Annotated in this window: 22 protein-coding genes, 2 pseudogenes and 1 riboswitch; of the genes and pseudogenes, 11 read left to right on the top strand and 13 right to left on the bottom strand. The window is 72.5% G+C overall.

Annotation, left to right across the window (positions count from 1 at the left end; genetic code table 11):
- Window positions 1-89: 89 nt before the first annotated feature.
- On the top strand, window positions 90-1247 hold the full coding sequence (locus CCN72_RS19740; protein ID WP_086808660.1) for a CaiB/BaiF CoA transferase family protein: 1158 nt from the start codon (window positions 90-92) through the stop codon (window positions 1245-1247).
- A 48-nt stretch (window positions 1248-1295) separates the two neighbouring features.
- Here the strand turns inward: CCN72_RS19740 and CCN72_RS19735 are convergent, their stop codons facing one another.
- On the bottom strand, window positions 1296-2414 hold the full coding sequence (locus CCN72_RS19735) for a substrate-binding domain-containing protein (protein WP_086808659.1): 1119 nt from the start codon (window positions 2412-2414) through the stop codon (window positions 1296-1298).
- 196 nt (window positions 2415-2610) lie between these two features.
- Here CCN72_RS19735 and CCN72_RS19730 point away from each other — a divergent pair, with 196 nt between their 5' ends.
- The 3 genes from CCN72_RS19730 to CCN72_RS19720 all read left to right on the top strand — a co-directional run bounded on the left by CCN72_RS19730 (window position 2611) and on the right by CCN72_RS19720 (window position 6968).
- On the top strand, window positions 2611-3372 hold the full coding sequence (locus CCN72_RS19730) for a TetR family transcriptional regulator (protein WP_086808658.1): 762 nt from the start codon (window positions 2611-2613) through the stop codon (window positions 3370-3372).
- A 178-nt stretch (window positions 3373-3550) separates the two neighbouring features.
- On the top strand, window positions 3551-3967 hold the full coding sequence (locus tag CCN72_RS19725; RefSeq protein WP_086808657.1) for a Zn-ribbon domain-containing OB-fold protein: 417 nt from the start codon (window positions 3551-3553) through the stop codon (window positions 3965-3967).
- Between the two features lie 172 nt (window positions 3968-4139).
- Window positions 4140-6968 (top strand): hypothetical protein, encoded by a 2829-nt coding sequence (locus CCN72_RS19720; protein WP_086808656.1) that lies wholly within the window; start codon window positions 4140-4142, stop codon window positions 6966-6968.
- A 31-nt stretch (window positions 6969-6999) separates the two neighbouring features.
- Here the strand turns inward: CCN72_RS19720 and CCN72_RS19715 are convergent, their stop codons facing one another.
- On the bottom strand, window positions 7000-7389 hold the full coding sequence (locus CCN72_RS19715; RefSeq protein WP_086808655.1) for a PPOX class F420-dependent oxidoreductase: 390 nt from the start codon (window positions 7387-7389) through the stop codon (window positions 7000-7002).
- A gap of 22 nt (window positions 7390-7411) precedes the next feature.
- Window positions 7412-8590, bottom strand: coding sequence for a MalY/PatB family protein (locus tag CCN72_RS19710; protein WP_086808654.1), 1179 nt, complete (start codon window positions 8588-8590; stop codon window positions 7412-7414).
- On the opposite strand from CCN72_RS19710, the gene CCN72_RS19705 reads away from it, so the two are divergent.
- Window positions 8589-9617: a DUF3800 domain-containing protein gene (locus CCN72_RS19705; RefSeq protein WP_244174328.1), complete on the top strand. Its 1029-nt coding sequence runs from the start codon at window positions 8589-8591 to the stop codon at window positions 9615-9617. The two genes, CCN72_RS19710 and CCN72_RS19705, sit on opposite strands and share 2 nt — an antisense overlap.
- 53 nt (window positions 9618-9670) lie before the next feature.
- Entirely contained in the window at window positions 9671-10501 is an 831-nt protein-coding gene (locus CCN72_RS19700; RefSeq protein WP_085568130.1) for an SAM-dependent methyltransferase, read from the top strand.
- Window positions 10502-10556: 55 nt separating this feature from the next.
- Here CCN72_RS19700 and CCN72_RS39665 read toward each other — a convergent pair whose 3' ends face one another.
- From CCN72_RS39665 to CCN72_RS19685, 3 genes are all read right to left on the bottom strand, one after another.
- The gene (locus CCN72_RS39665) at window positions 10557-10742 is read right to left on the bottom strand and encodes a hypothetical protein (protein ID WP_107430129.1); all 186 of its coding nucleotides are present in this window, start codon (window positions 10740-10742) and stop codon (window positions 10557-10559) included.
- Between the two features lie 206 nt (window positions 10743-10948).
- Complete coding sequence (locus CCN72_RS19690) at window positions 10949-11647, bottom strand: L,D-transpeptidase family protein (protein WP_086808653.1); 699 nt, start codon at window positions 11645-11647, stop codon at window positions 10949-10951.
- 120 nt (window positions 11648-11767) lie between these two features.
- Window positions 11768-12136, bottom strand: coding sequence for a maleylpyruvate isomerase N-terminal domain-containing protein (locus tag CCN72_RS19685; RefSeq protein WP_086808652.1), 369 nt, complete (start codon window positions 12134-12136; stop codon window positions 11768-11770).
- Window positions 12137-12349: 213 nt separating this feature from the next.
- On the opposite strand from CCN72_RS19685, the gene CCN72_RS19680 reads away from it, so the two are divergent.
- A complete protein-coding gene (locus tag CCN72_RS19680) occupies window positions 12350-12778 on the top strand; it encodes a LysR family transcriptional regulator substrate-binding protein (protein WP_158101376.1) in 429 nt (142 codons plus the stop codon).
- A 90-nt stretch (window positions 12779-12868) separates the two neighbouring features.
- Here the strand turns inward: CCN72_RS19680 and CCN72_RS19675 are convergent, their stop codons facing one another.
- From CCN72_RS19675 to CCN72_RS19655, 5 genes are all read right to left on the bottom strand, one after another.
- On the bottom strand, window positions 12869-13654 hold the full coding sequence (locus tag CCN72_RS19675) for an SDR family NAD(P)-dependent oxidoreductase (protein WP_086808650.1): 786 nt from the start codon (window positions 13652-13654) through the stop codon (window positions 12869-12871).
- A gap of 67 nt (window positions 13655-13721) precedes the next feature.
- On the bottom strand, window positions 13722-14702 hold the full coding sequence (locus CCN72_RS19670) for an SDR family oxidoreductase (RefSeq protein WP_086808649.1): 981 nt from the start codon (window positions 14700-14702) through the stop codon (window positions 13722-13724).
- Between the two features lie 90 nt (window positions 14703-14792).
- On the bottom strand, window positions 14793-15161 hold the full coding sequence (locus CCN72_RS19665) for a DUF4180 domain-containing protein (RefSeq protein ID WP_086808648.1): 369 nt from the start codon (window positions 15159-15161) through the stop codon (window positions 14793-14795).
- Window positions 15162-15189: 28 nt separating this feature from the next.
- Window positions 15190-15819, bottom strand: a complete 630-nt coding sequence (locus CCN72_RS19660) for an MBL fold metallo-hydrolase (RefSeq protein WP_086808647.1) — start codon at window positions 15817-15819, stop codon at window positions 15190-15192.
- On the bottom strand, window positions 15819-16907 hold the full coding sequence (locus CCN72_RS19655) for an S-(hydroxymethyl)mycothiol dehydrogenase (RefSeq protein ID WP_086808646.1): 1089 nt from the start codon (window positions 16905-16907) through the stop codon (window positions 15819-15821). The genes CCN72_RS19660 and CCN72_RS19655 overlap by 1 nt, the downstream gene beginning before the upstream one ends.
- A gap of 179 nt (window positions 16908-17086) precedes the next feature.
- On the opposite strand from CCN72_RS19655, the pseudogene CCN72_RS41545 reads away from it, so the two are divergent.
- Window positions 17087-17587, top strand: a pseudogene (locus CCN72_RS41545) (acyltransferase domain-containing protein); the annotation flags it as partial.
- Between the two features lie 378 nt (window positions 17588-17965).
- On the opposite strand, the gene CCN72_RS40655 reads toward CCN72_RS41545, so the two are convergent.
- Window positions 17966-18271, bottom strand: coding sequence for a hypothetical protein (locus CCN72_RS40655; protein WP_037652564.1), 306 nt, complete (start codon window positions 18269-18271; stop codon window positions 17966-17968).
- A 172-nt stretch (window positions 18272-18443) separates the two neighbouring features.
- Between CCN72_RS40655 and CCN72_RS19640 the strand changes: the two genes are divergently transcribed.
- The gene (locus tag CCN72_RS19640; protein ID WP_086808645.1) at window positions 18444-18809 is read left to right on the top strand and encodes a nuclear transport factor 2 family protein; all 366 of its coding nucleotides are present in this window, start codon (window positions 18444-18446) and stop codon (window positions 18807-18809) included.
- A 331-nt stretch (window positions 18810-19140) separates the two neighbouring features.
- Window positions 19141-19220, top strand: a riboswitch (ZMP/ZTP riboswitch).
- Window positions 19221-19246: 26 nt separating this feature from the next.
- Window positions 19247-20107, top strand: coding sequence for a bifunctional 5,10-methylenetetrahydrofolate dehydrogenase/5,10-methenyltetrahydrofolate cyclohydrolase (locus CCN72_RS19635; RefSeq protein ID WP_086808644.1), 861 nt, complete (start codon window positions 19247-19249; stop codon window positions 20105-20107).
- Between the two features lie 19 nt (window positions 20108-20126).
- Here the strand turns inward: CCN72_RS19635 and CCN72_RS19630 are convergent, their stop codons facing one another.
- Window positions 20127-21152: an alcohol dehydrogenase catalytic domain-containing protein gene (locus tag CCN72_RS19630; protein ID WP_086808643.1), complete on the bottom strand. Its 1026-nt coding sequence runs from the start codon at window positions 21150-21152 to the stop codon at window positions 20127-20129.
- Window positions 21153-21546: 394 nt separating this feature from the next.
- On the opposite strand from CCN72_RS19630, the pseudogene CCN72_RS40650 reads away from it, so the two are divergent.
- Window positions 21547-21663 (top strand): annotated as a pseudogene (locus CCN72_RS40650) ((2Fe-2S)-binding protein); the annotation flags it as partial.

Genomic DNA, 21663 nt, shown 5'->3' with positions numbered 1-21663 from the left:
GGACACCCGGTGACCCGGCGCCGCCGGACCGGCGCGGTCCGGCGGCGCCGGGTCACCGGGTGTCCGCACGGCTTCGGGGGTACGGCGTCATGAGCGGGGCCGTTCCGCCGCTGCCGCTGAGCGGTGTGCTGGTCGCCGACTTCGGGCGGGTGCTCGCGGCGCCGTACGCGACGATGCTCCTCGCCGATCTGGGCGCCGAGGTGATCAAGGTCGAGCATCCGGCGGGCGGTGACGACACCCGCGCGTGGGGCCCGCCGCACGCACACGGCGAGGCCACCTATTTCCTCTCCGTGAACCGTAACAAGCGTTCGGTCGCTCTCGATCTGCGCGAGGAGGCCGACCGGCGCCGTGCCGCCGAACTGGCGCGCCGCGCCGATGTGTTGTTCGAGAACTTCCGGCCGGGGACGCTGCGCAAGTACGGGCTCGGCTACGACGAGGTGCGTGCCGCGAACCCGGGCGTCGTGTACTGCTCGATCACCGGCTTCGGGTCCGGTCCTGGGGCCGCGCTGCCCGGGTACGACCTGCTGATCCAGGCCGTGGGCGGGCTGATGAGTGTCACCGGGTCCGCGCCCGGGGAGCCGGTGAAGACCGGGGCGGCGCTGGTGGACGTGCTCACCGGGCTGCACGCCGCGGTCGGGGTGCTGGCGGCGCTGCGGCACCGGGACGCGACCGGCGAGGGGCAGCTCATCGAGGTCGATCTGCTGACGACCCTGCTGTCGAGCCTGGTCAACCAGTCCGCCGGATACACCCTGGCCGGCCGGGTGCCGGGCATCATGGGCAACCGGCACCCGTCGATCGCCCCGTACGAGGTGTACCGGGCCAAGGACCGGCCGCTGGTGATCGCCGTCGGCAACGACCGCCAGTTCGCGGCGCTCTGCCGGGGCCTCGGCGCCCCGGAACTGGCCGCCGACGCGCGCTTCGCCGGCAACGCGGACCGGGTGGCCCATGTCGACGAACTGGCGGAGAAACTGGGCGAGTTGCTGGTGGCTCGGACCGCCGCCGAGTGGTTCGAGCACCTCACGCCCCTCGGTGTCCCGTGCGGTCCGGTCAATGACCTCGGCCAGGCCTTCGCCCTCGCCGACCGGCTGGGCCTGGCGCCCCGGGCCACGCTGGACGGGGACGACGGGGCGGCCCTGGACCTCGTCGCCAACCCGATCTCACTGTCCCGCACCCCGCCCCGCTACGACCGCCGCCCGCCCCGACTCGGCGAGCACACCGAGGAGATCACGGACTGGCTGGACTCCTGACCGGACGGGCCGAGGTGTCCGCGAGGGGATGCCGTGACCTCCGGTGGGTCAGTGTGCGGTGGCGGCCGGGGACTTGGCGCCGCAGGAGGAGCGGATGCGCAACTCCGGGAGCAGGTCCAGGTGTTGACGGGGTCCGGGGGTGAGCCGGCCGGCGCGTTCGGCGATACGGCGCAGCAGGATGCCGGTGGCGAGTTCGCCGACCGAGCGCTTGGGCGGGGCGACGGCGGTGAGGGGCACGTCGGCGAGCGGGGCGACCTGGTCGTCGTAGGCGATGAGCGCGAGGTCCTCGGGCACCCGTACGCCGCGTGCCTGGAGGCGGGGTACGAGCACGATGGCGTCCTCGTCGCTGTGCACCAGGGCCGCGGTGACGCCATGGGCGCGGACCGCGTCGGTCAGGTAGTCGACGGACGCCTCGTAGTCGCCGTACTCGCGTACGTTCGGGGCGCCTTGGTGGATCTCCAGGCCGCGGGCGCGGGCGGCGGCCCGGAAGCCGTCGCTGATCGGTGTCGCGTGGGGGCCTTCCTGGAGGACGGCGGTGACCCGGCGGTGGCCGAGGGCGGCGAAGTGGCCGACGGCGACGGCGGCGCCGTGGGCGCGGTCGGTGCGCACCCGGTCGAGGCCGGCGGCGGGGTTGCCGGGTGGTGCGGAGCGTTCGACCAGGACGACGGGCACCCCGCAGCGGGTGAGCCACTCCTCCTGCCCGCCGGTGGGGACGCCGCCGAACCAGCTGGATGCCACCAGCAGGCCCTGGGCGCCGCCCGCGATCAGGTGTTCGGCCTGGACGGAGTCCTCGGTGTCGACGTAGCCGGAGACGCCGAGGACGAGCCGGCCGCCTCGGGCGCCGACCGTTTCGCGCGCGCCGTTCACGATGTCGGTGAAGATGGACACGGTGGTCGGCACGATCATGCCGATCACTGCGCCTTCGGGGGTGTCGTACGACCGGTCGGTGGGGGCCTGCCGGACGGTGGCGCCGGTGTGGTCGCCCGGCCAGACGACCGCTCCGTGCATCCGGCGCAGCATGCCGCGGGTGGCGAGGGTCTCGACGTCGCGGCGCAGGGTGACGGCGGAGACGCCGAGTTCGGCCGCCAGTTCGGCGACGCGGAGGCTGCCCCGCTCACGGACGAGTTCGAGCACGCGCTCGTGGCGCTGGTCGACGTGCAGTCGCATGGGCTCCCCCTGGACAGTGATCCCGAGCCGGATTTCGGGCCGCTCACTCTACGCCCACAGCCGTATCGACCGTTTCCAATCAATACGATCGATCCGGTGTTCGAACGCACACCTCGCACTGCACTCAGTTCCCTCACATCTCCACAGTTGCTGCACTGAGTGTCACATTGCCGGTCCGGGTGCTACGTTCCCGTCCATGAGCTCCAGCAGTGCGGCGCCGGCCGCCAAACCGCCGATGCGGGACGCCCTGGTCGCGGCGGCCTTCCGGCTCTTCTCGGAACACGGCTACGAGCAGACCACGGTGGACGACATCGTGGCGCTCGCCGGAGTCGGCCGGCGCTCCTTTTTCCGTTACTTCCCCGCCAAGGAGGACGTGGTCTTCCCTGACCACGAGCGCTGTCTCGCCGACATGACGGCCTTCCTCGCGGCGGGCGGCGAGGAGTGCGAGCCGGTGCGGCGGGTGTGCGACTCGGCCCGGATGGTGCTGCACATGTACGCGGAGAACCCGGCGTTCTCCGTGCAGCGCTACCACCTCACCCGCAAGGTGGCGGGCCTGCGGGCGTCCGAGCTGTCGGTGGTGTGGCGGTACGAGCGCGCGATGGCCGGATATCTGCGCGGCCGGTTCACCGGGCGCCCCGACGGAACGCTGCGGGCCGATGTGATCGCGGCCGCGGTGGTCGCCGCGCACAACAACGCGCTGCGCTCCTGGCTGCGTTCGGACGGCCGGGGCGACGCGGTCGCGGCGCTGGACCACGCGCTGGGGTATGTGCAGCGGGAGTTCGGGCGCCCGCAGGAGACGGCGGCCGCGGCGGGCGGCCGTACCACCGTGTGGCCCGGGTCGGCGCCGGACGACGAGGACGCGCCGCGCCCCGACGACGTGCTGGTCCTCGTCACCCGCCGGGACGCCCCGCTGTGGCGGGTGGTGCAGGAACTGGAGACGGCGTCGCACCGCGCCTGAGCGGTCGGCACGGCGGACGCGCGGGTGGCCCCGGGAGTAATTTAGGGGTACCGAGTGCCTTTACGAGTGACACTGAGTGCCATACCCTGTCGGTCATGCGCGGTGGCCAGGCCGCCGGGCGCACGCGTGCACGGGACACGCACGCGGGATTCCGGCCGAGTGCAGGGAGTTGACCAGGATGTACCACCACGAAGTGAGCGCCCCGTATGCGGTGGCCGGCTCCGCGACGGGTGTGCTCGATCCCGCCCCCGCGGACTCCAGGGACGCCCTCCACTTCCAGCGCTGCACCTGGTGCGGCACCGCGATGTACCACCGGCTGCTGTGTCCGGTGTGCCAGGGCAGTGAGCTGTGCACCGAGCGCAGCGAGGGGATCGGTACGGTCCGCCACTCCACGGTGGTGCACCGCAACACCCCGGCGGCGCGCAATGTCTCGCTGATCGAGATGGCCGAGGGCTTCGTCGTACGCGGCCGGGTGATGGGCCCGGCGGTCGGCATTCACAGCGGTGACCGGGTGCGGCTGTCGACCACCAAGGACCCGGTGCGCGGTGAGCCGGTCTTCCAGCTGGTGGACGAGCCGTACCGGGCCTGGACCTGACCCGCCCGCCCGCCGGACCCGCTGCACACCCCACTCTCGTACTCCTGATCCCCCTACATGTGATCCACCACTTCCCCTCCACAGGCAACCCACAGGCTCCGCGTTCCGTCCTCCGGGAGCGAGGGGCCCCGGGACGGCCGGGGCGCCCGGGGTCGGGGGTCGAGGAGGAACAGTGGTCCGTGCCCGGCGCATATGGGTCACCGCCGCCGCGTTATGCGCGGTGGCGGGAGTGTCTCCAGGGGTGGCGGTCGCCCAGGGTCAACCACCGTCAGCGGCAGCCGCGTTGGCGTCATCGGACGGTCATGGGGCGCTGCCGCCCGGCTGGCGGCTGACCGGCGGGGCTTCGGCGCCCCGCCTTGAGTGGCGCTCCGACCGGCCGGTGCCGATGGGGGACGCGCGGGTCGAATTCCGTTCCGATGGGCGCCTGTTGGGCGTGCCGAAGCCGGATGCGGACGGCCGCACGTTCCGTCTCCCGCTCGACGGGAAGCAGTCGGGCGGCCCGCACGGGCTCGCCGGGCTCGGCCGCCCCGACGGGCTCCAGGTCTGGTCCGGCGGCCGGCGGCTGGACGGCCGTACGAGCGGCGGGGCTCCCGCGTCGCCCGCCTCGCCCGTGGCCCCCGTCTCTCCTGCCAAGCCGACTCCCCCGCCGCAGCTCCCGGCGAACGGCGTCGACCCGGGCAAGCCGGGCGCCTACCGCACCAAGACCGGTGAGTACACCCTGGATTCGGTACGGCTGCCGGGCTTCGCGAAGCCGGTGGAGATGCGAGCGGTGGTCGTCGCTCCCGTCGGCGCCCCCGGCAAGCGGCCGCTCGCGCTGTTCCTGCACGGCCGGCACTCCACCTGCTACCGGGGCGACGAGATCAGCATCGACTGGCCCTGCACGTCGGGCTACCGGTCGGTGCCGAGCTATCGCGGCTATCTGCGCGACCAGCAACTCCTGGCATCGCAGGGTTACCTGACGGTGTCGATCGCGGCGAACGGCATCAACGGGCAGGACAACGACACGGAGGACGGCGGCGCCCAGGCCCGCTCCTCCCTGATCCGGCTCCACCTCGGCCACTGGGCCGACTGGGCGAAGAACCCCGGGTCCGCGCCGGCGGTCGTCCGTTCAGCGCCCCGCGCCGACCTGTCCCGGGTGCTGCTCGTCGGGCACTCCCGGGGCGGCGAGGGCGTCAACCGGGCGGCCCTGGACAGCCTCTACCCGCCGCCCGCCGACAGGGACGGCTATCACGGCGCGGTGCGCTGGACCGTGCGCGGCACGGTGCTGATCGGCCCCACCGCCTTCGGCCAGAACCCGGTGCCCGATGTGCCCTCGGTGTCGGTCCTGCCGGGCTGCGACGGCGATGTCTCCGACCTGGAAGGCGAGTTGTACGTCGACGGGACGCGCGCGGTCACCGGCGGCAGCGCGCTGCACAGTGCCGTGTACGTCGTCGGCGCCGACCACAACTTCTTCAACTCCGAGTGGACGCCCGGCACGTCGGCGGCGCCCGCCGAGGACGACTTCTACGACGACCCGGAGCGGCCGGATCCGGTGTGCGGCAAGCACGCCGCGACCCGGCTCTCCGCCGACCGGCAGCACCGCGCCGGTTCGGTGTACATCGCGGCGGCCGCGCGGCTGTTCGTGGCCGGCGACGACCGGGTGCGGCCGCTGCTGGACGGCTCCGGGAAGCGGGCGCCCTCGGCGGATCCGGCGCGGGTCATCAGCCATGCCGTGGGGGCGCGCCGCGGCGGCGGGTTCCTGCCGGACGGCGGGGTCTCGGTGAGCGGCGGCAAGCTGTGCTCCGTCGTGGCCACCAGCCCGGCCGAGCGCTGCCTCGGCGACGACGCGAGCGGTTCCTCGCCGCACTTCGCGCAGTGGGGGACCGATCAGGAGGCCGGGCGGCACGCGATCGCGGTGCGCTGGACGCACACCGGCGCCCGGACCCGGGTGACGTCGCAGCGGCCGCTGTCCCTGGCCGGTGCGAAGGATCTGGCGCTCCGGCTGTTCGTGCCGCCCAACTCCCGTGGCGCACAGTTCGATGTGACCCTCACCGACACCGGCGGGCACCGTGCGACGCTGGGCCGGATCCATGCGGACGGCCTGCCCGGCAGTGAGCGGACCGCCTCCTACTGGGCCCGCGAGTTCCGGGTCCCGCTGACGGCCGCCGGCCGTGCGCATGTCGATCTGCGGTCGGTCAAGTCCATGGAACTGACGGCGCGTTCGGCCTCCGGGCGGGCCTGGCTCGTCGACGCGTGGGGCTGGCAGCCGGGGACGCCCGCGGTGCGTACGGCGGCGCTGCCGCGGGTGGACCTCGGCCGGCTGACGGTGGCCGAGGGTGACTCGGGCACGCGCACCTACCGTGTCCCGGCCCGGGTGTCGGGGCACGGCAGCGGCCAGGTCCGTGTCTACGTCCTCGACCCGGCCACCGGCCATGCCACGGACCGGCTGGTCACGGTGCACCCGGGCGGCCGGGACATCGATGTGCCGATCAAGGTCGTGGGCAACACCCGCTACGGTTCGGACGTGACGTACGACGTGCTGGTCAAGGCGGTGCACGGCGCCGTCGTCGGGTCCTACGGGGGCGGTGTCACGGTGCGCGACGACGATCCCGCGCCCACCATGACCGTCACTCCGATCGCGAACCGGGTCACGGAGGGGCAGTCCCTCACCTGGCGCGTGTCGCTGTCGGAGCCGGTCGACGTGGACATGAGCGCCATGTTCGCCGCCACCGCGCCGACCGCGGGTGCGGAGCTGTCCACCAAGGACGTCCCCGCCGCGTGGCTGCGCGATGCCTCCGGTGAATCCCCGGACCCGGAGCGTCCGTTGTCCAAGGTCAGCGGTCTCTACCTCTGGGTCGACATCCCCGCGCACCGGACGAGCGCGGACATCACGCTGCCCACGGTCAAGGACAAGGTCGCCGAGCCGGCGGAGTCCGTACGGTTCCAGCAGCTCGACGACATGACGGGCGAACCCCGTAAGAACGGGCTGGTGTTGGAGGGTTCGGTGCTGAACGCCTCCTGATCCGGGGGTGGTTCCGGGTGGCTCGCGGCGGTCAGTCGTCGAGGGTCACCCGGATGCCGACCGTGCCGTCCGTGCCGCGCCGCAGTCTGCTGCCCAGGAGGGTGAGGCGGCCGAGGATGCCGTACTTGCGGGCGATCAGGGCGCGGTAGCGGGCGGTGGTGGCCGGGTCGGTGATCTCGGCGGTGGCGGGGAGTTGGTCGCCGGTGGGGTTGCCGCGCACGTCACAGGGGCCGGCGAGGATGTCGGCGCGGTGGCGGATGCGTTTGACCTTGAAGCTGTCGGCGGTCGTCCAGACGCCGAGGCTCGCGCCGTCCCGGACCACCCAGACCGGGGTGGCCACGGGGGTGCCGTTCCTGCGGAAGCTGGTGACCAGCAGGTACTTTCCGGCGGCGAGCCGGGCCTGGCGCGAGTCGTCGTCCATGACGCCGAGTCTAGGCGTTCGCTCACTTCAGGGCGGCGGCCATGCGGTGCACGGCCTCGGTGAGGATCTCCGGTGACGTCGCGAGGTTGAGGCGGGCGTGGCCCGCGCCGCCGGTGCCGAAGGGAAGACCGGCGGACAGGGCGACCCGGCCGCGGTCCAGGAAGACCTGGGCGGGGTCATCACCGAGGCCGAGGGCGCGGCAGTCGAGCCAGGCGAGATAGGTCGCCTCCCCGGGGTGGACGCGGACCGCGGGCAGGTGCTCGGCGAGCAGGTCGGCCAGCAGCAGCCGGTTGTCCCGGATCCCGGTGCGCAGGGCGTCGAGCCAGCCCGTGGCCGCACGCAGGGCTGCGGTGTGCGCGATGATCGCGACATGGCTGGCGCCGTGGCCGACCTCCTCCGGCATCCGGGCGAGATCGGCGGCGGCCCCGGGACCGGCCAGGGCAAGGGCGGCTTTGAGACCCGGCAGGTTCCAGCCCTTGGAGGCCGACATGAGCGAGAGGCCCCGGGCGGCGGCGGGCAGGCTGAGGTACGGCACGAAGGGGGTGCCGGGGGCGGTGAGCGGGGCGTGGATCTCGTCCGCGACGACCCGCACACCATGGCGTTCGGCCAGTTCCGCGACGGCCGTCAGCTCGGCGGCGGTGTGCACCGTACCGGTGGGGTTGTGCGGGCTGCACAGCAGGTAGGCGGCGCGTCCGCCGCGCGCCGTGGCCTCCCGGAAGGCGTCCTCCAGGGCCGCCAGGTCGAGGCGCAGGTCCGCGCCGAGCGGGGCTTCCACCACGCGGCGGTCCATATGGGTGATGAACAGGAAGAACGGCGGGTACACCGGCGGGTTGACGATCACCGGATCGCCCGCATCGGTCACCAGTTTGATCATTTCGACCACTCCGAGCATGACGTCCGGAACGATCGCCGTGCGGTCCGTCGTGATCCCGTCCCAGTGCCAGCGGCGGGCCGCGAAAGCGGCGAGGGCCTCGGCATAGGCGGTGCCCGCCGGATACCCGGTGTCGCCCAGGGCGAGGGCGTCGGTGACGGCGCGGACGACGGGTGGGGCGAGGGGTACGTCCATCTCGGCCACCCACAGCGGCAGGACGTCCTCGGGGTAGGTGCGCCACTTCATGCTCGTACGACGGCGCAGCCGCTCCAGGTCGAGGGCGCGCAGCGGATCCGGTTCGCCGGCGGTGTCGTGCGGGAAGCTGGTCATGAGGCACAAGATAGGGGGCTGTGCGGTGACCCGGAACGGTGCGGACGAGGCGGGCGCGGCGGTGGTGCGCCGCCGGGAGGTCGCCGGTGACGAGTCGGGGTCGGACGGGGAGAACCTGACCGGTGGCAACACCGAGGTGTTCGCGCACGCGAGCGTGGAGCTGCCGGTGGACGTGGCGGCGGAGTGCGTACGGGAGATCAGGCACCGGATCCGTTCGCCCGCCGAGGAGTACAAGGCGAACCATGTGCTGCGGGAGAAGCACCGGGCGGTGCTGGAGTGGCTCCTGGCCGAGGCGGGCCCGATCCATGGGTACGCCCATGTGGAGCTGACGGAGAAGGCGTACTTGGTGGTGGAGCGGACCGTCGAGCTGCTGCTCGGGGACACGGCCGAGGCCGGTCCGCTGTACCGGTGGGGGCCCGGCGCCTTCGGGGAGCCGGGCTGGCGGGTGTTTCTGCGCGCGGCGAACCGTCTGCTGCGGGTCCGTCCCGACGGTGATCCGCTCACCGTCGTCGATCAGTTCTTCCGTACGATCGACACGCTCACGCGGGCCGGGCCGGGGACCGAGGCGGCGCGGATCCTGCGCCGGCTGTCCGCGGCACGCGCCGGCGCGGACGCCTACCGGGAGCATGTGCGGGCCGCCCCTCCGCTGTTCCCGGTGCTGAACCCGTTGTTCCCGGCGCTCCGGCGCACGGCCGCCCGCTGGAGCGCGGGCGGGGTGCCGGTGACGCTGGTGCACGATCAGCAGAACGCGCTGACGCCGGGCCGGATCGCGGCGATCGTGCAGGGCGCCCGGCGTGACGGGATCGCGCTCGACGGTGTGCGGCTCGTCGACTCCCGTGCCGACGCCCGGGTGCAGATCGCCGACTTCCTCGCCGGAGTCGCCCGCCGGATCACCTCCGGCCAACTGGCCCAAGGCGGTGACCCGTTCCTGATCAGTGCCCTGCGCCCGTACATCGGCGAGGGGGTGCCGACGGGTCCGGTACCGGAATCGGACGGACCGGCGGCGCGGGGCAACTCGGGGGATTAGATTGCGCCTTGAAGGTTGAACCACTTCTCCAGGCACCCCAGGAGCTGACGCACGTGACCGACAACCCCGCAGCCACCAACGACGTGGCGGTGTCGCTGCGCGCCCGTATCAACACCAGCCAGCCGCACACGGCGCGGATCTGGAACTACTGGCTCGGCGGCAAGGACAATTACGAGGTCGACCGGGCGGCCGGCGACCAGATCCGCCAACTGCACCCGGGCATCGGGGAGTACGCGCGCGCGGACCGGCTGTTCCTGGGCCGGGCCGTGCGGCATCTGGTCGAGGAGGCGGGCATCCGCCAGTTCCTCGACGTCGGCACGGGGCTGCCCACCGCCGACAACACGCACGAGGTCGCCCAGCGCATCGCGCCGGAGTCGCGGATCGTGTACGTGGACAACGACCCGCTGGTGCTGGCGCACGCGCGGGCGCTGCTGACGAGTACGCCGGAGGGTCGTACCGACTATCTGGACGAGGATCTGCGCAATGTGGACGCGATCCTCGAACACGCCTCGAAGACGCTGGACTTCAGTGAGCCGGTCGCGCTGATACTGCTCGGTGTGGTCATCTTCATCGGCGAGGACGACGAGGCGTACGGGCTCGTGCGGACGCTGATGGACCGGCTTCCGGCGGGCAGCCATCTGGTGCTTTCGCACACGGTCACGCATCCCTCGATGCCGGACGTGGACGAGGCGGTGAAGTTCTGGAACGAGCACGGCACACCGAAGCTGACCCAGCGCACGCCGGCGGACGTCACGCGGTTCTTCGACGGTTTTCAGCTGCTGGAGCCGGGGGTGGTCTCCTGCTCGCGCTGGCGCCCGGAGCACGACAACGGGGCCGAGCCGGAGGAGGTCGCCATGTTCGGCGGGGTGGCCCGCAAGGACTGAGGAGGATCTGGGGACCCGCGACTCCCGATCGGGGTCGCGGGTTCGCGTCGCGAGGTCAGACGTCCCGGTACGGCCGTGGGGCCGCGGCGGCCCACTCCATCACGAGGCGCTGGTACTGCTTGCGCTGCTCGCTGGTCAGCGTCCCGCCCGATCGGCGCCACAGGGCCCGGATCTCCTCGTTGACCTCCGCGGCCGATCGCTCGGAGGCGGCTTCAAGAGTGGTGGACATGCTGTGAAGCATATGCCGATCGAGGTGAAGGCGCTGTGAGCAAGTACCTTCGATGCGGACATTTCGGACCGTGTTGCTCATCACGTCAATGTGTCAAGGGGCGTACGGGAGTTCACACCCGACCCTCACCCGACGGCCGCTCCGGGACCGCCGGACGAGGGTGAGCAACGGCACAGCGCCCGATCGAAGTGACCGGGGTGATCGGGCGATCGCTTCGCTCAGGTGCCGGGCTTGTGGCCGTACACGAAGACATCGTCGCCCGTCCGCAGCAGCGACCAGTACTTCTTGGCGTCCTTCGGGGTCATGTTGACGCAGCCGTGCGAGCCGGGCGGGTTCCACATGCTCAGGCCGACCGAGTGGAACGCCTCGCCGCCGTTGAAGAACTGGCTGTAGGGCATCGACACGTCGTAGAGCGTCGAGACGTGGTGGAGGTCACGCCAGTAGACCTTCGTCAGGCCGGTGCGGGTGACGAAGCCCTTGCGGCCGGTGCGCACGGGTACCGGGCCGTAGACGAGCTTCTTGCCGTCCTGGATCCAGCTGAGCTGGTGCGTGAGGTCCACGCAGGCGATCCGGCCCTTGTTCACCGGGCACTTGCCGCTCTTGTTCGGGTTCTTCCCCACGGCCTTCTGCTGGTTGATGAGGTCCATCACACCCCAGGTGACGGGCCCCGCGTAGCCGATGGTGGGGGTGATGCCGTTCTTCGCCTGGAAGGCGCGGATCGCCTTGCAGTCGGCGGCGGACTGGCGGCCGTCGACCGGGCGGCCGAGGAACTTCTCCGCCTGCTTCTGATACGGGCCCGTCGACGTGGTGCAGGAGCTCGTGGCCTGGGCGGGTGCCGCGCCGAGGGCGAGTGTGAGCGGCGCCACCAGACCCGTGAGTCCGAGCGCCACGACACCTCGTCTGCGTATGTCCCCCATGAGGGCTTTTCTCCTTCTTCTGGCAGTTTGCCCAGGGCCTCCCCCGGGGTTTCTTCGTGCGCGATTCCCACGATCTCGGACAAGTAGACCTGATCGGGCGCGTCGAGGTTGCCTTTCTGGTCATGCTGTGACGAAACGGTGAGCTTCCTCACCTTGGAGCCGGCCGTGGGGCGCCGCCGTGGAGGGACCCGCGGGTCCAGGTCCAGGGCGACGGTGATGTCCAGGCCGGTCCTGATGGGCGGCCGCGTCCCGGTGGGCGAGCCGGTCGGTCATCCGGCTCGGGCTCCCGCGCGCCCTGACCGGCTCCAGCAGCACCCGCGCGGTCGGGTACCGGAACCCCATCGACATGTGCGCCACGACCTCCCGTACCCGCCGACCGGCGCAGAGGCTGGGCGCGTCCCGCTGCGCGGGGGTCAACTCCTCGAGAACATTGGCCGATTCGCGGCGTTCGGCGGCGACGAGTGCGGCGATGTCCGGTGCTCTCTCCATAGGCCCCGGCATGGTGAGGACTTCGACGGCACGTCCAAGACCGGGTTCGTATCGCAACTGGCATGATCGGTAGAGGCGTTGAGGAAGCCGGAGCGGGAGTTGGGGCAGCCGCTGTTGGACCGGTCGGTGCGGCCGTACTGCCGTACGCGCGGGCGGCGCCGGCGGCGGTCGACGGGGTCCGGCAGGCCGTGCAGGAGTACACGGGCCTGCGGCGTGGGCGGGCCGGACCTCGCGGTGGCCGGGGTGGCGGACCGGACCCCGCCGCCGGGCCTCGCCCGGGAGGTGTTCGTCGATGTGCCGCTGGTCGTGGCGGCCGTACCGGAGCATCCGCTGGTGGCCGCGCACCCGGACGGGGACGCCGTGTCGCCGGCCGCGCCGGAGGGGCACCGGCTGATCGGTCTGCCGCGCGGGGCGGGGATGCGGACGGTGCTGGAACGGCTGTGCGCCGGGGCCGGGTTCCGGCCGCAGGTCGTGTTCGAGGCCGCGACGCCGGACGCGCTCGCCCGTCTCGCGGCGCGCGGCCTCGGCGTCGCCGTCCTGCCGGGGCCGGACCCCCGCACCGGCCTGCGCGCGCTCTTCCTCTCGCCGACCCGCGCGCCCGCGCCCGCGCGGCCCTCGTCCGGCGGGCCCGGGGGCCGCTGAGCCTGGCAGCGCGGGAGCTGTTGGGCCGACTGCGCGAGGAGTTGCGCGCGGGGAGCTGAACGTGCGGCCGCAACCGGGCCCGTACGAGGGTCAGTTGTGCAGGGCGGCGTGGAAGCCGGTGTGCACGGAGGTGAGGCCGCCGTCGACCACGAGGGTGGTGCCGGTGATCCAGGCGGCGTCGCGGGAGGCGAGGAAGGCGACCGCGGCGGCGATGTCCTCGGGTTCGCCGATCCGGCCGAGCGGGTACAGGGCGCGGACAGCGTCGAGTTCGCCCTCCCGTCCCTCCCACGCCGAGGTGCGCACCGTGCCCGGCGCCACGAGGTTCACCCGGACGCCCCGGGCCGCCGCGTGCCCGGCGAGGGTGCGGGTCAGGGAGCCGAGGCCGGCCTTGGCGGCGCTGTAGGCGTGGTTGCCGAAGTCCTGGAGGCCGTTGACGGAGCCGATGCTCACGATCGCGCCGCGTTTGGAGGCGGCCAGGTGGGGCAGGGCGGCGCGGCAGCAGCGCTGGACGCCGGTCAGGGTGATGTCGAGGTCGCGGGCCCAGGTCTCGTCCGTGCCGTCCTCGAAACGCGGGGTGTCCGGGGTGCAGTGGGCGGCGCAGTTGACCAGGACATCCAGGGAGCCGAAGGCGTCCACGGCGCGGGCCACGGCCGCCTCCACGGCGGCCCGTTCGGCCACATCGCAGCCGAACGCCTCGCCGGCCAGGCCCTGTCGGCGCAGCTCGGCGGCGGTCCGCTCGGCCTCGGCCGGGTCCCGGTCGGTCACCAGGACCCGGCCGCCCTCCTCGGCGAGCCGCCGGGCGACGGCGGCACCGATGCCCCGGGCCGCTCCGGTGACGAGTACCGCGTGTCCCGCGAAACGGGTGTGATCGCTCATGGGGCGACGGTACGGCCGTACCCGCGGTCTTTCACCGTCCCGTGCCGGTGTTCCGTCCAACTCCCCCTCACCGGTAACCCGTTGTGTCGGCGGGCCGCCCCCCGTCCTGGACCTCCTTCAGATAGCGCCAGGCGTCGGGGCGGCTGCCGTCGAGGTCGGTGAAGCCGTACTCACGGGCGAGGCCGCCGCTGGAGAGGGACCGCCCGTTGAAGCGGGCCACAGCGGGGTCGGCGGCCAGGGCGGCGACGGCCCGGCCGGTGAAGCGCGGGCTCTCGGAGATGGCGAAGTGCGGCTCACGCACGAGGGCGTCACGCCAGTTGTCCTCGCGGACACCGAACAGGTCCAGCATCAGTTCGGAGCGCATCCAGCCGGGGGTGAGGGCGACGGCGGTGGCGCCGCGCGGGCCGAGTTCATGGCCGAGGGCGAAGGCCATGCGCAGGACGGCGCTCTTGGCGAGGTCGTAGAAGAGGTTCACGCGATAGGTGTCGCGGTTGTGCTCGGCGGTGCCGTCGGTCATCTCCACGACCAGACCACCGGGTCGGCGCAGCAGCAGGGGCAGCGCGAAGTGGCTGGTGACGGCGTGGGTGTCGATGGCAAGGCGCAGGAGTCTGAGCCCGTTGTCCAGGTCGTGCTCCCACACCGGGGTGTCCCACTCGAAGAGTTTCTCGCCGCCCCAGATGTCGTTGACGAGGATGTCCAGACGGCCCTGTTCGGTCGCGATGCGGTCCACCAGGTCGCGTACGGCGGCCGGTCGCAGGTGGTCGACGGGTACGGCGATGCCGTGGCCGCCGGCGGCGGTGACCAGGTCGGCGGTGTCCTCGATGGTCTCGGGGCGGTCGTACTCGGAGCGCCGGGCGCGGGTGCTGCGGCCGGTGACGTAGACGGTGGCGCCGGCCGCGCCGAGCTCCACGGCGATGCCCCGCCCGGCACCCCGGGTCGCCCCCGCGACCAGGGCGACCCTGCCCGCGAGGTCCCTGAGGTCCTTCAGGTCCTTGAGGTCCTTGAGGTCCTTCGGATCTCCGTGGTCTTCGTCGAGCGGTGCCGGCATGTCGGGCCTCCGTGCGCTGAGCGTGTGCTGTCGTCCCTCAGCGTCACGGAGAAGCCGGACATCTCCTGTCGGGTTTTACCGGGGGGTCGGTCAGCGGGCGAGCCGCTCGGCGACGGCGTCGGTGTCCGGCAGGAACCACAGCTGGTCGCCCTGGTTGGACTCGTGCACGAAGTCCCGCAGGGCGTCGCTCGCCTCGATGTGGGCCGAGATGTCGCCGACGACGGCGAGCCGCACCCGGTAGTTCACGAACTTCTGGACGACGGCGCCCGCGACGCCGGACCGCAGGCGGAAGAACTCCTGCGCGATCCGTGCCACGGGCACCTCGACCAGCTGGGCGTCCTGCCCGAAGGCGTCGCCTATGAGGTCCAGTGCCGCGCGCTCGCCGTCCAGGGGCGGGCCGTCGGGGGCGCAGCGCAGGACGCGGGTGTCGTGCAGGGTCACGAGCGTGTTCGTGGTCATGATCGCGACCCTATGCGCACGATGCGGTTCAGTGCCCGCGTTTGATCCATTCCTCCAGATGAGGGGCCTCGGCGCCGATGGTGGTGGAGTCGCCGTGGCCGGTGAGGACCTTGGTCTCGGGCGGGAGGGTGAGCAGTTTGTCGCGGATGGAGTCGATGATCGTGGGGAAGTGCGAGAAGGAGCGGCCGGTGGCACCGGGGCCGCCCTGGAAGAGGGTGTCGCCGGTGAAGACGGCGCCCAGTGCGGGGTCGTAGAGGCAGACCGCGCCGGGCGCGTGCCCGGGGGTGTGCAGCACGGTGAGGTCGGCGCCGGCCGCCTCGATGACCTGGTCGTCCACGAGGAGCCGGTCGGGGTCGCGGTCGGGGTGGGTCATCCGCCACAGCGACAGGTCGTCGGGGTGCAGCCAGATGACCGCGCCGGTGCGGTCGGCCAGGGCGGGCGCCGCGTCGATGTGGTCGTTGTGGGCGTGCGTGCACACGATGGCGGTGAGCCGGCGGTCGCCGACGGCGCGGGCGATGGCGTCGGCGTCATGGGCGGCGTCGATGACGATCGCCTCATGGTCGTCGCCGACGATCCAGACGTTGTTGTCGACGTCCCAGGTGCCGCCGTCTAGGGTGAACTGCCCCGAGGTGACGAGCCGTTCGATGCGTGCGGTCATCAGAGCACCACCACCGAACGCAGCACGTCGCCCTGGTGCATCCGGTCGAACGCCTTCTCCACCTCGTCCAGTTGGATGGTCTCGGTGACGAACGCGTCGAGCGGCAGCCTGCCTTGCAGATGCAGGTCGATGAGCATCGGAAAGTCGCGGGAGGGCAGGCAGTCGCCGTACCAGCTGGACTTGAGGGCGCCGCCGCGGCCGAAGACGTCCAGCAGGGGCAGTTCGAGCTTCATCTCCGGGGTGGGGACGCCGACGAGGACGACGGTGCCGGCGAGGTCGCGGGCGTAGAAGGCCTGCTGGTACGTCTCCGGGCGGCCGACCGCCTCGATGACGACGTCGGCGCCGAAGCCGCCGGTCAGTTCGCGGACGGCCTCGACCGGGTCGTGCTGCTTGGAGTTGACGGTGTGGGTGGCGCCGAGGGCGCGGGCCTTCTCCAGCTTGCGGTCGTCGATGTCCACGGCGATGATCTTCGCCGCGCCGGCCAGGTCGGCCCCGGCGATGGCCGCGTCGCCGACGCCGCCGCAGCCGATGACGGCGACCGAGTCGCCCCGGCCGACCTGGCCGGTGTTGATGGCGGCGCCGATGCCGGCCATCACACCGCAGCCGAGGAGGCCCGCGACGGCCGGGGAGACGGCCGGGTCGACCTTGGTGCACTGGCCGGCGGCAACCAGGGTCTTCTCGGCGAACGCGCCGATGCCGAGGGCCGGGGAGAGCTCCTGGCCGGTGGCGGCGAGGGTCATCTTCTGCTTCGCGTTGTGGGTGTTGAAGCAGTACCAGGGGCGACCGCGCAGACAGGCCCGGCAATTGCCGCACACGGCACGCCAGTTGAGGATGACGAAGTCACCGGGGGCCACCTCGGTGACGCCGTCGCCGACCGACTCCACCACACCGGCGGCCTCATGGCCGAGGAGGAAGGGGAAGTCGTCGGAGATGCCGCCCTGCTTGTAGTGCAGATCGGTGTGGCAGACACCGCAGGCCTGGACGCGTACGACGGCCTCGCCCGGCCCGGGATCCGGCACCACGATCGTCTCGACTCGTACGGGCTCGTTCTTGCCCGGTGCGATCACGCCGCGTACTTCCTGCGCCATGGTCTGGTTCCTTCCATCGAGTGCTTACGGTGCAGACCCTACGCGCGTCCGATGGGCGGCGGGATCGGCCACGGCGGTGACCGTGGATCTTTCCCTCCGGGGGCACCCGTGGGCACCCGGAGGCGGCCGGAGGCACACGCCCCGAGGAACGCTTATGAATTGCACAAGAGTCGGATCGAATGACGACGTTCGATGATGGCGATTCCTTTGCGAGGTGCGGGCACCCGACCGGTCCGGTGCTTACCCGACCGTGCCTTCATGGGGGCATGCTCGCTGATGGCCGTAAGGGACGTACCGCATTCCTGTTCTCGGCCGGCGCCTCGCCGCGCCCGCAGACGGAACGTGAACTCGCGGCGGCTTTCCCGCTGTTCGCGAAGATGCTGGACGAGCTGTGCGCCCGTCTGGATCCCTATCTCGAACTGCCGTTGAAATGCGTGATGTTCGCGGAGCCCGGCACCCGGACGGCGGCGCTGCTGGGCCGGGCGTCGTACGCCGGGCCGGCGCTGTTCACGCTCCAGGTGGCGCAGTACCGGCTGCTGCGGAGCTGGGGCGCCCGCCCTGATGTGCTGTTCGGGCACGGGGCCGGGCGGATGGCCGCCGCGTACGCCGCCGGGGTCTTCTCGCTCGCGGACTGCTGCCACGCGGTCGGCACCCTGGCCCGGCTGCTGGACGGCGCCCTGGGCGAGGCGGCCCCGCAGGCGCTGCGCACCGCCTACGGCCGTACCCTCGCCACGCTCCACCCCGGCCCGCCGCGGCTCCCCCTCGTCTGCGACATCACCCGCCGCCCGGTCGGCGCCGAGACCGCCGAGCCGGGGTTCTGGCTGCCGGGCCCGGAGACCCGGCGGTTCGCGGAGGTGGCCGCCCTGCTGCACCGGGACGGGGTGCGGACCTGGCTGGAGCTGGGCCCGGCGGACACCTTGACCCGCGCGCTGGCCGAGGACCTGCCGCCCGGCACCACCCCGGCCCCCGGCGCGGCCTACGCCGTGGCCCGGGACTGGGCGGTGCTGAACGCGGGCGGCGGCACTCGGCTGCGCGGCGCCCCGGTGTGGCGCCTCGGCTCAGGCCCCCACGGCCGGGAGCAGGCCGGTCACCGGCGCCACGATGTCGGTGACCTGGTGGAGTTCGCTGAGCTGGTTCAGCTGGCTGACCTGGTTCAGGGACTTGAGCTGCTGGGAGGCCGTGGGCAGCTGGGCCCGCTGCTCGGCGGGGATGTTGCCGGTGGTGAGCGTGTCGAGCACGGTCATCGGGTTGATCTGCCCGGTGTGCGAGGCGCTCGCGTCGGCCGCGCTCGCAAGGGGTGCGGCCAGGCCCGTGACCCCGGCGGCGAGTCCGAGGACGGCGACGATACGGCGTGTTGAGATCATGCCCTCAGCAACGGTGAAGGACCCCGGCCGGACACGGGCGGCGGACCGCGCTCACTCGTGAGGCGGAGCGCGCCCCGTGCGCTTGCCGAGGCCGCCGGGCCGGGGGACGCTCGAAGACGGGGCCCGTACGGTCGGCCGCGCGCCGGACCGCGAGCCCTTGAAGGAGGTCACCATGGGCACCGCGACAGGCTCCGTCTTCGACACCGAGACACTGCGCCGGGGCATCGAGGGGAACACCGGGAACACCCTGCTGTCCCTGTACGCGGACGACGCGGAGATCCGCATCATCGACCGCAACACCCAGCCCAGCCACCCCAAGATCCTGCACGGCCGGGGCGAGATCGCCGAGATGCTCGACGACGTCTACCGCCGCGACATGATCCACAAGTTGGACCGGTGCGTGGTGCAGGGCGACCACGCCGCGTTCACCGAGTCCTGCCAGTACGGGGACGGCACCCGCGTCCTCGCCGAATCCATGATCACCTTGCGGGACGGGAAGATCGCCGAGCAGATTCTGATCCAGGCATGGGACGAGTAGGCAGGAGGTTCGCGCGGATCCAGGTCAGCTCACGGCTGACCTGGACTTTCTCGGCCCGCGCGGTGGTGGGCCGGGCGCGGCCCCGGCGCCGCGGGCCGGTCTCCGCGGCGGGTGTGCCGGTGACGGGCGCGGTGCTGCGGTCGGTCCTGAGGGCGGTGCGTGGACGTCCCCCGGCGGCGGTGCCGCACGCGTCGCGGTTGCCACGGGTGCCGCGGGTGGTGCCGCGGGTCCGGCGCGGACGGACGCGGTGAGCCTTCTCGGCCGTGAGGCTGTTGCGGCACGTGTTGGATCACGCCCGCTCCCCGGCCCCCTGCGTGCCTCGGTTACGCTGTGCACGGGCCGTGACTGGCGCTGAGGTGGAGTACCACCGGGGAGCGGTCCGTATGGTTGCCGCGCGCCTGGGCGTAAGACATCGATCCAGCTCAGGAGTGTGCCGCATGACCCAGGCCCGTCTCATGGACGGAACCGCTCTCGCCCGTCGCATCGTCGAGGACACCGCGCGCAGGGCGGCCGAACTCACCGCGCGTACCGGCGTGGTGCCCTCTCTCGCGACCGTGCTGGTCGGCGAGGACCCGGCGTCCGTGACGTACGTCCGGATGAAGCAGAACCGCTGCCGCAAGGCCGGTATCACCTCCCGGCACGTGGCCCTGCCCGCGAGCACGTCCACCGCCGAACTGGTGGGCACGCTGCGGGAGTTGTCGGCCGATCCGACGGTGCACGGGATCCTGCTCCAGCATCCGGTGGGCGACCATGTCGACGAGCGGGCGGCGTTCGAGGCGATCGCGCCCGAGAAGGACGTCGACGGGGTCACCTTCGCCTCCTTCGCCACGATGAGCTTCGGCCTGCCGGGCTTCGTGTCCTGCACGCCGGGCGGCATCCTGCGGCTGCTGGACGAGTACGGCGTCGAGTTGGCCGGGAAGCGGGCCGTGGTGGTGGGCCGCAGCGCGATCCTCGGCAAGCCGGTGGGCATGCTGCTGCTGGCCAGGGACGCGACGGTGACGTACTGCCACTCGCGCACCCGGGATCTGTCGGCGGCGGTCCGCGAGGCGGACGTCGTCGTCGCGGCGGTCGGCCGGCCGCGGCTGCTGCGGGGCCAGGACATCAAGCCCGGCGCGGTCGTGATCGACGCCGGTTACAACGCCGGGAACGTGGGCGACGTCGACTTCGACTCGGCCGTCGAGCGGGCCTCCCTGATCACCCCGGTCCCGGGTGGCGTCGGCCCGATGACGATCGCCACGCTGCTGGAGCAGACGGTGACGGCGGCGGAGGCCGCCGCAGGAGGGCTTGCGGCGGCCTGACGCTCCCCCACTCCCCCGCTCACCCCTCCGTCAGCACCATCCTGAACCTCGCGCCGCCCGCCATCATCTTCCGGAACGCCGCGTCCGCCTCCGTCAGCGGAACCTTCTCCGTCATCGGGCGGATGCCGTGCAGGACGCTGAACGCCATGGTGTCCTCGACGTCCTGCGAGGTCCCGGAGGGGTGGCCCCGGACCACGCGGGCGGCCATGAGGAGCTGGTTGGGGTTGATGTCGAGGGGGGCGATGTCCGCGCCGATGACGACCAGTTCACCGCGGTGGGTCAGGCCGTCCACGGTGGCGGAGATGGCCTCGGAGTTGCCGGCGGTGCCGAGGACGACCTTGGCGCCGCCGAGGGATTGCAGCGCCTCGGCGACCGGGGTGGCGGCGGTGCTGTCGACGTAGTGGTGGGCGCCGAGCTGCTTGGCGAACTCCGCCTTCTGGGGACCCCGGGCGATCGCGACCGTCTCGAAGCCCATCGCGACCGCGTACTGCACACCGAGGTGCCCGAGGCCGCCGAGACCGAGCACCGCGACCAGGTCGCCGGGGCGTCCCGCGCTGCGCCGCAACCCGTTGAAGGTGGTCACGCCCGCGCAGGCCAGCGGCCCCGCGTCGCTCGCGGCGAGCGCGTCGGGGATCCGGGCCAGGGCGTCGACGGGTGCGATCACCTGCTCGCCGAAGCCGCCGTCGTAGGCCCAGCCCGGCACCTTGAGGCTCTCGCACACGATGAAGTCGCCCTCGCGGCAGGCCCGGCAGTGGCCGCAGCTGCCGCCGAACCAGCCCACGGCCACCCGGTCGCCGACCTGCCAGCCGCGCTCCCCCACGCCCTCGCCCAGCTCCGCGATCCGTCCGGCGATCTCGTGCCCGGGCACCTCGGGGAAGGTGATGCCCGGCACCGCCGCGCTGACGAAGAGCGCGTCGCTGTGGCAGACGCCGCACGCCTCGACGGCGATCCGCGCATGGCCGGGCCCCGGCCGCGGCACCTCGCGCTCGACCACCTCGAACGTGCCGTTCGCGGCGGGCACTTGGGCGACTCGATAGCTGCTCATGGATCTCTCCGGAGAAGGGGGTACGAGCGTGGGCGGGACGGCCGATCGAGGGTGCCGGCCGCCGCTCTCCCGGACGGGCCGGCACGACGGCCCACCCCTTCTCAGCAGAGCAGTTCCGGCGCGATCGCGCGCGCCGAACGGCTTCCGCCGGACCCGGCCACTCAGGCTCCTGCCCTGCGCGGCAGCCGCCGCCCCAGCTCATGGGCCCGGGCCCATGACGCGGAGTGTCAGCCGATCACGCACCGTACAGAAAGACGCTCCTCCTTCGGCAATGGATCAGTGCGCGACAAACCGGCGCCTCAGCGTTCGCCGGGTCCACACCCCGGTCATAGAGTGACCTACATCACGCCGGACCGGCTGATATCGACGCCTGCCCGCACGGTCTGGAGGGCGCATGACGCACATCAAGGTGAACGTGGACGGCACGATCTACGAGGACGACGTGGAGCCGCGGCTGCTCCTCGTCCACTATCTGCGTGACCGTCTCGGTCTGACCGGCACCCCGATCGGC

Source organism: Streptomyces murinus, assembly GCF_002154555.1.
GTDB lineage: Bacteria > Actinomycetota > Actinomycetes > Streptomycetales > Streptomycetaceae > Streptomyces > Streptomyces murinus.
The sequence above is the reverse complement of the archived record's forward strand: the minus strand, read 5'-3'. Positions and strand labels throughout refer to the sequence as shown.